Here is a 13,862-nt window from a genome sequence, read left to right as displayed (position 1 = left end):
ACCTAACTCACTTTCCTACCCTTTGATTTTGCAGGTGCTTTGGGTTTGTTCTGTTGCTCCTGTTGCTTTTCGTTTTTCGGTCTTTGCTGCCCTTTCTGTAGAGGCTCTTTGATATTCTTGGTCGCTTCGTTGGTCTTGCCCTCGGAATTGACGGCAATCTGCGTTTTATGGGCTTCTGTAGGTTTTATCCGTTCCTTGTATTGGTTGGGAAACTCAAAGTTGGTTTTTCCTGTTTCCTTGTTGAATGTGATATAGCCGTTATAAGTTTGCCCTTTCTTATCGACCAAATTCGGAATGTAAACTGTTTGACCGTCTTTGAACTTGTTGTATTGGTCATCCTCCAGTTCCTTTCCCCTAAAGGTTTTCGGGGCTTCCTGCGACCTGCTTTGCTGATTGTCCTGTTGGCTGTTTTGGGTTTGCCTGTTATTGTTGCTTCGGTCAAACAGAAATTCCACATACCGTTTATCCGCATTGAACTGTACGTTTGCATCAAAGGGAGTACCTTTTGTAGAAATCATTCCCTCAATGAACAGGGGTTTGCCCTCCACTAAGGTTTGTTTTTGTTCGTCATTTAGTTTTATACCTTTAACCTCATCGGGGATTTTGATGAAATCTGTTTTCAAAGCAATCAGCTCATTGGTAAGCCGGTCCACACTAATGATGGACGGCATCAATTCGCCTGTTTTGGAGTTTATCAGATCGACCACACGCCCCATATTGCCTGTTTGACGTAAGTTCTGTTTGTCCTCGTCTGAGAACTTGTGTCCGAAAAACTCAAAGTTTAAGTTGGGTTCACGCCTGATACCGTGTACCGCTGCCACAACGTCCCCCTCCGGGGTGGACTGTAAAGACAAGCGGGCATCTGTACGGACGACCGCACCGCCAAGATTAACGCTTATAGGTACAAGCTCATTGGTCTTGTAACCCCTCAATAGTGGGTCAAGGAGGTTCTTTTTCTCAAGGTATTCCTTGCTTAATCCGAGATTGTTCATTGTTTCCCAATCAATCTGTTCCGGCTGGAAGCGGTACTCGCTTGTTTCCGGGGTTGTCTCTGTTTTTGTCATATCATTTTTATTTTCTTGTTTTTGCTCTTGTTCGGGTTCATTTTTCACTTCATGCTTTTCCATTTTCTTTTTGCCTTCGGCAGTTGGATTGTTTATCTGATTCTGAAATTCTTTTGCTTTCTCTACGGCTTCGTCAGCCGAAACTTTGAAAAGAGCAAATTTGGTAGGGTCTTTTAACTGCCTCCAAAAATTGGAAAGGAAATTGGTCACGAAATCACCGTGTTTATCCACCCGCATGAACTCGCTTTGGTTCTTCTTCGTAGGGTCAACCGTTTCCATTTTTCCGCTTTTGTCAATACTTTTTACAGCTTGGATTTTCATTTTTTCTTTATCCAGCACTAAAAGTATATCCGATAACTGTTCGGAAGCAACCTGTTGGTTTTCTGTTTCTTTTTCTTCACTCATAATCTGAAAAGTTTAAAGTTTTATTGCCGAAAGTAAATGAAGCAGTTACTGCATCGCCCGAAGTGGCAGTCAAAGGCAGTATTTGGCACGCATTGGCGTTTTACTTGTTAAAACTCTCCCTGATAAACTGGTGCACATCGGATAGCTTGTAATACAGTTTTCCGCTAATGGTATAGTAAGGTAGTTTACCTATGGAGCGGTAGCGTTGCAGGGAACGGTTACTGATTTTCAACATTTGCAGCAGGTCCTGGTTATCGAGCAGTTCTTCTCCGTCTATGCTATTGCGTTTCTTTTTTAAATCGTCAATATTGTCGCCCAACATATCAAACCTGTCCATGATGCGTTCCATCCACGCTATAAATTCCATTCTGTCAATATTCATAGTCGATAAGTTTTAATGTTCACCATGCAAAATTGGGAAGCGTGGCAGTGTTTATCAGCCAAGCCCTGCCAATTGGTTTGGCTGTTTTTTGAAAATTTTTGCAATTGGGAGAAACCCTTGTTTGGTAGGGCTTAAAAAGAATTTCGAGTATTTAGGAGATGGTTTATACCATCATTTGCCAATTGACATACATTGGCTTATGGTATAAACAAAAAAGCAGTACACAACAATGCACTGCCCTGAACAAAAGACCTGCATTGGGTTAAAGGTCTTTATCCATATATTCTTCCAATGAAGTTTTAAGCTGGTCCAAGAATGCCGTTCGGGAACCGCTTCGGGTTTTCATTCTGTGGAATGCGTGGTGCAGGTCACCGAGCGTAATGCCAAAAAGTATCTGGAACATCAAACTGATTTTTCGGACACCGGTTTTACCGTGCGAAACTGCTGCCGAAGCATACAGGGCATATATCAATTCGACAAGTGCGTTTTTGCTTTCTGTCCAAAAAATATCTTTGGCGTTTTCCGGCTTTTGTAAAATAGCATCGGGATTTTCATCTGGATTGATTTTCGTCAGCAGATAGGTATAAAGCAATTCGTTGGCGATAATCCATGCGGTCTTGTAATCGTAGAAAGTAGAAAATTCGGGATCAATTTCAAAGACGATACTGTTCAGACCGTCGTGGTAATTTATGTTGCCTCTTTTGAAATAGGTGTCGTCACGGTCCGTACGCCCCGAACGATAGTACCTATAAAAATCTGAATTGCAGATATGCTCAATGTACTCTCTTTTAAGATTGGCTAATTGAGTCGAAAAGTAACTGTAATACATTTTGCCGTTGCTGACCGGACAGGTCGTTTCAATCCGGTAAATTTTATTGTAGTAGATGAGTTTTCCAAGTATTTGGGGTTTGATGGTTCGGAAGAATTTTATTTCTTCCCCATCATTTTGAAAGCCCTTTTTAGCAATATATTTCTTGACCTCAAATAACAGGTCTTGTAGATACAAGGTCATTTCATAAGCCTCATCAATCAACCTTTTGCTCTGTGATAAAATCTTATCTTCCTTATTATGTATCTCTAAAATAATGGTGTGTAAAGAATGCTGCATAGCCCATAATTTTTGTGATCAATAGCGAATTTCAAAATTCAGTTTATCCCTAATTAATACACAAACATCATTATATTAAGTGATACCTTTACCCAAGTTCACCCCACCTGTGGGAAGATTTTTGTCATAAATCTCACCCAACTGTGGAGATTATTTTATAAATATTCAGTATGAAATGACTTTGAAAAGCCCCTTTAGTAAACGCAAATTTAACGGATATAAAGAGACTTTAAGTCTGATTGCTTTATTATATAACTTTGAACCTTGTTAATCTTTTTATTTGAAAAAATGAGCCAGAAAAATCGCTTTAGTGATTTTGAGGTTTAAATCAAAAATCACCAAATTGTATTGCTCAATCAAATTAAATGATTAAATTTGCAACATCGAATCACAAATTATATGTGAGTTAAACGGTGAGTAGTTCTTTTTAAAGAAAGTCAACATATTGACATATAGATATTTGAGTGTGCGCAGATTCGTCCTGCCACCCCGACACAAAAAAAAGCTCTAACGAAAGTTAGGGCTTTTTTTTTGTGTCGGGTGTGGGAGATTTGAACCGTGGTTCGATCCGTAGGAGCTTCAGGGTAAGAGTTTGGGGGTGTGGGGCTGAAGCAATCCTGCCACCCCGACACAAAAAAAAAGCTCTAACGAAAGTTAGGGCTTTTTTTGTATTCGGGTGTGGGAGATTTGAACCGTGGTTCGATCCGTAGGAGCTTCAGGGTAAGAGTTTGGGGCTGTGGGGCTGAAGCAATCCTGCCACCCCGACACACAAAAAAGCTCTAACGAAAGTTAGGGCTTTTTTTGTATTCGGGTGTGGGAGATTTCTCCTTCTAAAATTTTGATATCTCAATTTCAGCAAGATGCATGTCTTCGATGGCTTCTTTTGGAGCGTTTGTAAAATATGCACACGCTTTTTCCTTGATGCCCATTTTTTGGGCTACAGTTTTCATTGCTTCATCGGTTTTAGAATTGCCAAATAATGAGGATTGTAAATTAAACTATCCATGTGGAGAAAAAGAATTACGTATAATAATTGTTTTCTTCATGTGGATAGCGATATTTAATGTTGTGTCAACCTGTTAAAGTATAGATTGTTATATTGTCTTTGAATTTGTAAGGCGAAGTACATTAATAGATCCTGATCGGTAAAATAATTGTATGTTAGTTTCGCTAAACAGTATGTTATAGACAATTATTAACAATCTATGAGTGTAAAAAAGAGTGTTTTAGAAGCTAAAACTGATAAAGAGCTAGAAGAATATATTAAAGAAGGAAATAGGTTTGTTCCAGAAGCAAATATATTAGCATTTGAGATTCTTAAGTCAAGGGGTAGAGAATTTACTGAATTAGAAACGCAAAGAATAATGTCTTTGGTATCTGAAAAGAATAAAGAAAATGAAAAAATAATCCATCCAAATCACAAAAGAGCAGCTAATCTAATTTATTTATCAGCAGGATTAGGTGTAATTAATGTATTTCTAAGTCCTGCGATATTCAACAATAGTTTCGGAATCATAGTTGCAATACTCACGTTAGGAATGTTAATTGGTCTTGGCTACTTAGTAAGTAGAGGTGATGACTGGATAAAATATGTTTTATTAGTTTTTATGATTTTAGGATTAATTGGAATTCCAGGTATTATTATGAACATATTATTGAATCCGATTGTCGGTATTATTAATATTGTCCAAACGGCTTTACAGATTTATGCAATTGTTCTACTTTTTAGAATACCAAAAACAAATTCCCTATAACGTCGATTTTGTGAAATGTTGGTTAAGGAAACATTGAAAGATTTCAACAACGGAGCAATTATACATTATTACTCGCCCACAAAATAGAAACCTGAATACATCATTAAATCTATTATTATTATAGATATTAGCTTAGCTGATACACTTATTAATAACGAGTTTATTAATACAACAGCGCGTTTTTTAGGCGCGCTGCTGTACAAAATATGAATTGTTATTACGCTGCCATCTTCTCACATTCCTGAGCACATCTACGGCAAACTTCAGCACATTCTTTACAGTGATCCATACCCATTTTTGCATGCTTTTCACATTCCTCAGCGCACGCATTACAGATATCGGCACAAAGTTTACATAATTCAGCACTAAACTGTCCATTTAAACTCAGTACGTTGGCTGCTGCTTGGCAGATTGCGGCGCATTCGAGATCAAGTTGAATGCACTTTTTAAGATGCTCTACATCTTTTTCATTAAGACATGCCGTAGCACATTGATTACATGTGGCTACACATGCTAAACAAGCTTCTATACAGGATTGAAATTTTGAACTAATCATTTCTATTGTTTTTAGTGTGAATAAATATTAAACGTTTGGCATTTGAATAAGTTCTGAATAAAAATTTTTAACTCCTCAAAACCCTCTTTAATTGTATGCTATGCTGGTTTTTCAATAGTAAATTATGTGACATTTTAGTTCGTTCTAAAATTTTTAACTTTTTTTCTAAGGTTTTCACAAGTCGTTCGTATTAGTATCAGTCGATATGATCGGCGCGAGAAACAAGCCAATACCACTAACCATGAATAGCAACGCTGAGATAGTATCTTTAATTAGGAAGCGGATGGAGGAAACCATCACCGAGTCGGAGCTACGCGTGCTTGAGAATTGGGCGGCATCTGACCCTTTGTATTCCGATCTCTTAAAGAAGGTAGAAGATGAAGAACTTTTGTTGTCCGACCTGAAAACGAGATTGGACATTAAATCAGATCATTTAAAAAACAATTGGCTGAATAAATTCGAGGAAAAGACGTTTGGAAAAATAAAGAAAGCAGAACGCCAGGAGCTCCCCCCTAGAAATTCAAACTGGGGATGGTATTTGTCATGTGCGGCGTTATTGATATCGGTATTGGGAATCGGCTTGCTATTATACCGAACGCAAATCAATCAGACCAAAGAAATGACGATTAGCGATTTATCGCCCGGAGGAAATAAAGCAAAGATTACCCTGGCAGATGGTCGGGTAATTGAACTAAATGAGGATCAAGATGCCGTAGTTATGGGTGAGCAGCTGGCCTATGAAGATGGTACTTTGATTCAAGATCTAGATGAGAATAAAGTTAGCTATGCCACAATTTCCACCCCCAGAGGTGGGCAATACCAGATAACCTTATCCGACGGAACTAGAGTATGGTTAAACGCAGATTCTAAATTGACCTATCCATTGACAATGCGCGGGAAAGAACGTGTAGTAGAATTGGATGGAGAGGCATATTTTGATGTGGAGAGCAAGTTTGTTGGTGGGGAAAAGATTCCTTTTAAGATTAAAACTTTGGGAGAGCTGGTTGAAGTTACTGGTACTCAGTTTAATTTGAAAGCTTATGCTGATGAGCAATATGAGAATAGGACAACGCTTGTTGAAGGATCTGTATTGTTGCACGCCGCAGGGGGCACACTTCCACTACAAGCAGGTGAGCAGGGCGTTAATGATTCTCGCGGCCTACACAAGAAAAAGGTGGATATAGGACAATACATTGCATGGAAGAATAATCAATTTGTTTTCGAGGAAGTGGAATTGCGCGAAGCCATGAAAATATTGAGCAGATGGTATGATTTTGATTTTGAAATTCAGGATCGCGTAAAGCAGACCTATCTCTACGCCAGTTTCAGCAGGGGAAAGAATTTAAAGGACGTACTAAAAATAATTGAAGGCAGCGGGATTAAGTTTAAACTCGTACGCATAGGGGAAAGAAACAAACTAACAATTTTTAACTAAATAGGAATAAGGTATGAGGAAACGGAAAGATTAACCAAAACTTAGACCGTAAAGAAACGGACAGTGCTCCAACACTGCCCGCCATTTCTTTAGATGTCTATCGCATTACAATCTCTCGGCTAAGAGAAAATTTTGAATTTAATAATTACAATATGATCTAATCAGTACAAATGTATGAATTTTAAAAAAAATCCGGAAGGCCAGCACTGGTCCTCTTTAAACCGATGTTCCCTAATTATGAAATGGATCGTTGTACTCATACTGCTCAATATCACGACCGTTATGGCCGATGGTATGGCGCAGAGCGTGACATTGAAGGCTGATGGTATTTCATTGCTGAAGGTGATGAAGACTATTCAACAACAAACCAACTATGAATTTTTTATCAAGAGCAAAGATTTAGCTGATATGAAAATTCATGCGGATATTAAAGACTTGCCAATAGATGGGGCGATGCGCAAGTTGCTGCAAGATAAATCCGCAGAGTGGTTGTTGGAAGGTAATACCATCGTAATAAAGCCACAGGCACGTGTTGTTTCGAAAAATGCCAGCTCGGTTCCTGCTCGGGAAGTAGTTCCTGCGCTGCCCATCAGACAGCAAAACATGGTGACGGGTAAAGTAACGGATGCTATCGATGATTCAGCGATGGCCGGCGTGAGTGTTTTTGTAAAAGGAACTGCAGTCGGCACTCGTACCGATGGAGACGGTGTATATGAATTAGCCGTGAATGAGGGCGACTCTTTAATCTTCTCTATGGTGGGTTATACGACCCAGCGTATCTTGGTAGGTAGTGCAAAGGTGATCAATATTCGACTCGCAAAAGATAATCGGGAGTTGGAAGAGACCGTAGTCGTGGCGTTCGGAAGACAAGCGAAAGAAAGTATTGTTTCTTCGATTACCACGGTAAATGTCAGGGATTTGAAAACACCGTCGAGTAACTTAACGACTGCATTAGCAGGTCGTATGGCGGGCTTAGTAGCCTATCAATCGACTGGTGCTCCCGGGGAGGAAGATGCACAATTCTTTGTGCGTAGTGTCACCTCATTTGGTAGTGGGTTAACCGCTCCATTAATATTGATCGATAATATTGAGATGACATCTAGGGATTTAGCGCGTTTGAACCCTGATGATATCGCAAGTTTTTCTATCCTGAAGGATGCATCAGCGACAGCGCTTTACGGAGCACGTGGCGCAAATGGTGTCGTTTTAGTCACCACGAAAGAAGGAGAGAAAGGAAATGTTAAAGTTTCTTTTAGACATGAAACTTCGGCTTCTACTCCGACGACTAAAGTCGATTTAGCAGATCCGATCAGTTATATGGAGTATGCCAATATCGCACAGATGACGCGCTTTGGCGAATTGATCTATCCACAAAGTAAGATCAATTTTACCAAGGATCCGAATCGCAATCCCAATGTGTATCCCGCGGTAGATTGGAAAGAAATGTTAACCAGAGACTATTCCTTAAACCATCGGACGAATATAAACTTGACGGGGGGTGGAAATGCCGCAACCTATTATTTAGCGGGTTCTTTTTCTCAAGATAACGGGATACTAAAAGTTGATGAGAAAAATCCATTCAACTCGAATATCAACCTGAAAAAATATTCTGTTCGTTCGAACGTGAACTTGTTTCTGCATAAAACTCTGGAAGCGAAGGTTCGCTTGAGTGCGACTTTCGACGATTATACAGGGCCCATTGGTGAGTCAGGCAGTGGGGGAGCAAACACTTACGGTAAGACATTATTAGCCAATCCTGTCTTATTCCCTGCGTATTATCAGCCTGACCACAGCACGGAATTTGTTGATCGTATTTTGTTTGGTAACTATTCAGGAGATGATTACGGCAATGGAGATCCGCGCTATATCAACCCTTATGCGGATATCATGAAAGGCTATGAGGACGTAAGAAATAGTACGTTATTGACTCAGTTGGAACTGCATCAGAATTTAGAGTCCATTACGCCGGGTTTAAAAGCACGCTTTATCGGTAGTATCACGAGATTCTCTGGGTTTAATATACAGCGTAGCTATAATCCATTCTATTATCAATACATCAAGGGCACATATGATCCAACGAATGCTTATCCGTATCAATTAGCTGTATTAAATCCGGAGAAGGGTTCGGATCATATTGATTATACCGCAGGTAACAAGTTTGTGGAAGCTAGAGGTTATGCCGAAGGTGCGGTCTTATATAATCGTCGATTCGGGACGCACGATCTAGGCGGGTTATTAGTAGGATCGATCAAGGATCGATTGGATGGTAGCCCAAGGAACTTAGACTCATCCTTACCTTCACGTAACGTTTCACTAGCAGGAAGATTCACCTATGGTTATGCTAATAAATATTTTGCAGAATTGAACTTTGGACTTAACGGTTCCGAACGTTTCGATCCTAGGTTCCGTTGGGGTTTCTTCCCATCGGTAGGCTTGGGTTGGCAAATTTCTGACGAGCCATTTTTTGAAAGCTTAAAACCTACATTTTCTAAGCTCAGATTACGGGGTACCTACGGTCTAGTCGGAAACGACATTATTGTCGATGATATCGACCGCTTTTTCTTCACGTCGAATATCAATCTGAACGGTCCGAATGCTGGTTATTTTGGTAACAATGTAAACTCGACATTCACCAGACCGACGATCGATATTTTGCGCTATGCGAATCCCGACATTACATGGGAAGTTTCTTATAAAACGAACTTAGCAGTCGAATTAGGGTTCTTAAATGATGCCCTATCCTTAATCGCGGAAGTTTATTTGGAAAATCGGACGAATATTGTTCAAGAGCGTCAGGATATTCCTTCGGTCGTAGGTTTAACTTCCACTGTTAAAACAAACTACGGTGAAGCGAAAGGAAGAGGTCTGGATTTGACTTTAAACTATAACAAATCCCTGGCCAACGGAATGTGGTATATCGTTCGGGGTAATTTTACTTATGGAACATCGAAGATCACGGTCTATGATGAGCTAGACTACTCAGGCTTTGCTCCATGGAAGTCGGTGGTCGGCCGTAAAGTTGGTCAATCCCAGGGTTACGTAGCGGAGCGTCTATTTATCGATGACAACGAAGTAATGAACTCACCAGTGCAAATGGTCAACGGCAATTCGGTAGTTTATCAGGCAGGCGATATCAAATACCGTGATATCAATGGCGATGGTGTGATCAATACTTTTGATATCGTGCCGATTGGTTATCCTGTAAATCCGGAGATCCAGTATGGTATCGGTGGATCATTTGGTTATAAGAATTTTGATTTTTCTGTTTTCCTACAAGGCTCCTCGCGTTTCTCGTTCTTCTTGGATGCAAATAAAATGGCACCATTTGTCAATGTGACGATAGAGGAAAAGGGAGTTGAAAGCAGAGGGAACAGAGCGATGCTGAACTTCATCAAAGAAAGTTTATGGACAGAAACGAATAGAGACTTATACGCACATTGGCCGAGATTGTCACCAGAAACGGGAGGTAATGCGGTGGGCAATGCAAACAATTTCGTTCGCAGTAATTATTGGATGCGTTCGGCAAGTTTTATTCGATTGAAGTCGGTCGAGATGGGCTACAAGTTCAAAGAATTTCGAGGTATTAGCCCTCGTATTTATGCAAGCGGCACAAATCTATTTACGCTTTCCGACTTCAAACTATGGGATCCGGAAATGCGTGGAAATGGCTTGGCTTACCCACTGCAGAAAGTATTCAATTTAGGTATGCAGATTAATTTTTAATCTGGAATCGAAATGTTAATGATTAATCATAAAGATATGAAGCATATAATTTTTATATCAATGGGTGTCCTTCTCATGGCCCTCTCAGGATGTAATAAATATCTAGATATTTTGCCAGACGATAAACCGGTGCTGGAGGACGCGTTCAAAGATCGCTTTAACGCGGAAAAGTATTTGTTTACCTGTTACTCGGGCCTTCCCAACGTTGCTAATCCGGATAATACCTTAGGATTGACCGCTGGCGGAGATGTGGTTTCTGACCCGAGAAACATGCCGGGTGGTAATCCGGCAAACGTCCCGAACACTGTTTTATTGTTCTTTAACGGTAATAATGCCGTTCGTCCATATATGAATTTCTGGGATGGTAAGAATGGAGCCAGCCGAAATATTTGGCAAGGAATCCGTAACTGTAATGTGTTTTTAGAACATATCAACCTGGAGGATGGTGGTCCGAGGGACATGGATGAGATGGAACGCGCGAAATGGATTGCAGAGGCCAAAACAATTAAGGCTTACCTTAATTTCTACCTATTCCAACTTTACGGGCCGATTCCCATTGTCGATAAGGTTATTCCTATCGCCGCGAAAGGAGATGAGCTTGATTTCCACCGAGAACCAGTAGATAAGGTCACTGACTATATAGTTAACCTATTGGATGAAGCTATCGAGGGGCTTCCGACAACCGCTGAATTGGATCCTTCTACGGAATATGGACGTTTCACGAAGACAATTGCACGCTCCATTAAAGCAAAAACACTGGTGCTAGCGGCTAGCCCAATTTTCAATAACAACAATTATTATACAGGATTTAAAGATAAACGAGGTATAGATTTGTTTCCGGTCGGTGATAGTAAGCAAAGATGGGAGCGGGCATTGTTGGCTTGTGATGAGGCTGTTCGTTCTGCGGAGGAAGACGGCAACCATTTATTGATTACAACAGACGCTGGCGCAGGTGCCATCCCGGACGTAAATACGACTAATATCAGTCCAGAGACGAAGGCGATGGTAAGCTTAAGACAAGCGGTGACTTCGCCATGGAATCCGGAGCTTATCTGGGCAACCAATGAGGCGACAAGACAGCTCCAACGTTTTTCAAGTATGCTTAGCAATTCAGAGTGGGAGAATATTGCAGGCTCCGGTGCTCCCGATATTGGACAACGCCATTCGCCGACCTTGAATATCGTTGAATCATTTTATTCTTCCAATGGCGTTCCGATTGAAGAGGATCAGGAGTGGGAAACGAACGGCTGGTATGAGAATAGATATACGACGAAATTACCCGATGATAATCATACAAAATACTTCATCAAAAGTGGTCAAGAAACCGCATTACTTCACCACCATCGTTCTTTACGCTTTTATGCGTCGGTTGGATTTGATGGTGGAATTTGGGAGGGTCGTTCGCAGCAATTGTCGAATCCGTCTTTTCCAAACTTTATGAGACACATGGGGAGTGGGTTTAAATATGGAGAGACTTACGGTTATTATCCCTTAACTGGTTATCTGGCGAAGAAGCTAACGCATCTAAAAACGACTTACACGGCAACACGTGTCGAATTGGTTTATGAACGTTATTCCTTTCCGATTATTCGTTTAGCCGATTTGTATTTGCTCTTAGCCGAATCATTAAATGAAGCAGGAGGTCCCGGCAAGACCGATTCGAAAGGCAATAATGCATATCACTATTTAGATCAGATTCGACAACGTTCTGGCATGGAAGGTGTGGTCGTGAGCTGGGCGAAATATGCCTCTCCAGCATTTAAATCTAAACCTGAAAGTCAGGCAGGATTAAGGAAGATCATTCAGCAGGAACGCATCAACGAATTGGCTTTTGAAGGTCATTACTATTATGATATCCGTCGTTGGTTATTAGGCGAAACAGTGTACAACAAACCGATCATGGGCTGGAATAAAGAAGGCGAAAATAAAAAGGATTTCTTTACGCTGAAGGTACTTGTGCAACCAAGGTTTTCAATGAAAGATTATTTGATGCCAATTGAGACCAACACCTTGCTTCAAAATAGAAACTTAGTTCAAAATCCAGGCTGGTAATTAATTGATAAAACGATGAAAAGATATATAATATACTTGTTCTTATGCTTGGTAAGTAGCTTTTCGCTCCTTTCTTGCATGGATTCCTACTTAGGAATCGAACAATTGGATTTAGGCGGTGGCAAGCCTGAAAAGTTGACCGTAGACAAGGTGGTTTCGAAGCCAGGTGCATTAGAGATTCACTTTAGTCTGCCCGCTGGAAACCCTAAGCATTCGCAGGTTATTGCATCCTATAAGAATAAAGCGGGCAATGAAGTTCAATTCAAAGTTTCGCGCTACAGTCATGTTATTCTTGTTGAAGGTTTTACAGGAACCGACGAGGTCTTTGTTGAATTAGCGGTTGTGGATGAGGGGGGTAATAAATCGGATATTACGCAGGTTCGTGAAAAGCCCCTGCTGTCACCGGTAGAAATTGCGCGTCAAAGTTTGGAGGCTATTCCGGCATTTGGAGGTGTTAAGTTACATTGGGAAAATAAAGAAGCACAACCCTTTGCAATACATGTTTTGACGGAGGATCAAATTCAGATGGGAGAAAAGACGCTAATAGAGGATCCTTCGAAGAGAATTTATAGCGCAGACTCATTGAATACAACAACATATATCAGACAGTACGATAATGTGGAGCAGAAGTTTGGATTTGTAATATCTGATAAATGGGGAAATCGGACTGATACGTTGATTAAGTTGATTACTCCATATAAAGAGCAATTGATCGACTACAATACGGTGAAACCGCTAGCCTATTTTAATCCATCCTATGGAACCGCAGGGAAAGATTATGCCTTATTTGGATATAACCTGGTAACCGGTATTCAAAATGATGGAATTTCGCATAGTGCGGCGTTTGGTCCTCAAACGATGTTTAATGGGGTTACGGCAGCAAATAACTTTTTGGCCTATAAGTTTTTCAAAATTCCGGAAGGACAACCTACGCAGCGTACCTACGTTCATGACCTTTATGTTACGGTCGATTTGAGTCAAGATCTACGACTAAGTAGAATACAGATTTACCCTAGACCGTCGGCAAGTTATTTATACGCACGTTCCAGTGTCAAGAGGTTTAGGATTTGGGGAACGAATGATGCGAATAGCACACGCTGGTCGAAGTTTCCGGAGGGATGGATTCTCATTGGTGAGTATGTAGGAAAAATGCCGGCAAATATGGCTAGTATTACGCAGGAGGAGACCGATTACTTTTATAACAAACAGGAGTACGCTATTTCTGAAGATAATGTAAATCCTAATGCAAAACCTACAGAATCATTCCGATATATGAGATTGCAGTTGATGGAGTCCTATACACCGACTGAAACATTTTACACGATCAATGAATTCAAGATGTTTGGAGAGGTGCTTAAGTCATATTAGAGGAATGTATAGATT

General features: G+C 40.5%; 9 protein-coding genes. 5 read left to right on the top strand and 4 right to left on the bottom strand.

The genetic code is table 11. The annotated features are described in order from the left end of the window. Window positions 1-2 precede the first annotated feature (2 nt). The 3 genes from QYC40_RS12015 to QYC40_RS12005 all read right to left on the bottom strand — a co-directional run bounded on the left by QYC40_RS12015 (window position 3) and on the right by QYC40_RS12005 (window position 2,959). Window positions 3-1,469 carry a DUF3945 domain-containing protein gene (locus QYC40_RS12015; protein WP_099372377.1) on the bottom strand — a complete coding sequence of 489 codons (1,467 nt, stop codon included), beginning with the start codon at window positions 1,467-1,469 and terminating at the stop codon, window positions 3-5. Window positions 1,470-1,569: 100 nt separating this feature from the next. Next, window positions 1,570-1,851, bottom strand: coding sequence for a helix-turn-helix domain-containing protein (locus tag QYC40_RS12010; protein WP_002993296.1), 282 nt, complete (start codon window positions 1,849-1,851; stop codon window positions 1,570-1,572). Window positions 1,852-2,113: 262 nt separating this feature from the next. After that, window positions 2,114-2,959: an RteC domain-containing protein gene (locus tag QYC40_RS12005; RefSeq protein ID WP_301990484.1), complete on the bottom strand. Its 846-nt coding sequence runs from the start codon at window positions 2,957-2,959 to the stop codon at window positions 2,114-2,116. Window positions 2,960-4,164: 1,205 nt separating this feature from the next. Here QYC40_RS12005 and QYC40_RS12000 point away from each other — a divergent pair. Beyond that, window positions 4,165-4,713, top strand: coding sequence for a hypothetical protein (locus QYC40_RS12000; RefSeq protein ID WP_301990483.1), 549 nt, complete (start codon window positions 4,165-4,167; stop codon window positions 4,711-4,713). Between the two features lie 217 nt (window positions 4,714-4,930). Here the strand turns inward: QYC40_RS12000 and QYC40_RS11995 are convergent, their stop codons facing one another. Beyond that, window positions 4,931-5,269, bottom strand: coding sequence for a four-helix bundle copper-binding protein (locus QYC40_RS11995; RefSeq protein ID WP_301990482.1), 339 nt, complete (start codon window positions 5,267-5,269; stop codon window positions 4,931-4,933). A gap of 241 nt (window positions 5,270-5,510) precedes the next feature. Between QYC40_RS11995 and QYC40_RS11990 the strand changes: the two genes are divergently transcribed. From QYC40_RS11990 to QYC40_RS11975, 4 genes are all read left to right on the top strand, one after another. Next, a complete protein-coding gene (locus QYC40_RS11990; RefSeq protein WP_301990481.1) occupies window positions 5,511-6,704 on the top strand; it encodes a FecR family protein in 1,194 nt (397 codons plus the stop codon). Between the two features lie 237 nt (window positions 6,705-6,941). Then, window positions 6,942-10,427 carry a TonB-dependent receptor gene (locus QYC40_RS11985; protein WP_301990479.1) on the top strand — a complete coding sequence of 1,162 codons (3,486 nt, stop codon included), beginning with the start codon at window positions 6,942-6,944 and terminating at the stop codon, window positions 10,425-10,427. A 36-nt stretch (window positions 10,428-10,463) separates the two neighbouring features. Further along, window positions 10,464-12,479, top strand: coding sequence for a RagB/SusD family nutrient uptake outer membrane protein (locus QYC40_RS11980; protein WP_301990478.1), 2,016 nt, complete (start codon window positions 10,464-10,466; stop codon window positions 12,477-12,479). 15 nt (window positions 12,480-12,494) lie between these two features. After that, window positions 12,495-13,847 carry a DUF5126 domain-containing protein gene (locus QYC40_RS11975; protein WP_301990477.1) on the top strand — a complete coding sequence of 451 codons (1,353 nt, stop codon included), beginning with the start codon at window positions 12,495-12,497 and terminating at the stop codon, window positions 13,845-13,847. The last annotated feature ends 15 nt before the right edge of the window (window positions 13,848-13,862 follow it).

Origin of the sequence: Sphingobacterium sp. BN32, assembly GCF_030503615.1 — a bacterium.
Classification (GTDB): domain Bacteria; phylum Bacteroidota; class Bacteroidia; order Sphingobacteriales; family Sphingobacteriaceae; genus Sphingobacterium.
Note: the sequence above shows the minus strand (reverse complement) of the source record. Positions and strands in the feature narration are given on the sequence as shown.

Excerpts from the sequence above, each read along its gene's own strand:
- QYC40_RS12015 (WP_099372377.1), bottom strand. The coding sequence starts at position 1,469 with ATGAGTGAAGAAAAAGAAACAGAAAACCAACAGGTTGCTTCCGAACAG.
- QYC40_RS12010 (WP_002993296.1), bottom strand. The coding sequence starts at position 1,851 with ATGAATATTGACAGAATGGAATTTATAGCGTGGATGGAACGCATCATG.
- QYC40_RS12005 (WP_301990484.1), bottom strand. The coding sequence starts at position 2,959 with ATGCAGCATTCTTTACACACCATTATTTTAGAGATACATAATAAGGAA.
- QYC40_RS12000 (WP_301990483.1), top strand. The coding sequence starts at position 4,165 with ATGAGTGTAAAAAAGAGTGTTTTAGAAGCTAAAACTGATAAAGAGCTA.
- QYC40_RS11995 (WP_301990482.1), bottom strand. The coding sequence starts at position 5,269 with ATGATTAGTTCAAAATTTCAATCCTGTATAGAAGCTTGTTTAGCATGT.
- QYC40_RS11990 (WP_301990481.1), top strand. The coding sequence starts at position 5,511 with ATGAATAGCAACGCTGAGATAGTATCTTTAATTAGGAAGCGGATGGAG.
- QYC40_RS11985 (WP_301990479.1), top strand. The coding sequence starts at position 6,942 with ATGAAATGGATCGTTGTACTCATACTGCTCAATATCACGACCGTTATG.
- QYC40_RS11980 (WP_301990478.1), top strand. The coding sequence starts at position 10,464 with ATGAAGCATATAATTTTTATATCAATGGGTGTCCTTCTCATGGCCCTC.
- QYC40_RS11975 (WP_301990477.1), top strand. The coding sequence starts at position 12,495 with ATGAAAAGATATATAATATACTTGTTCTTATGCTTGGTAAGTAGCTTT.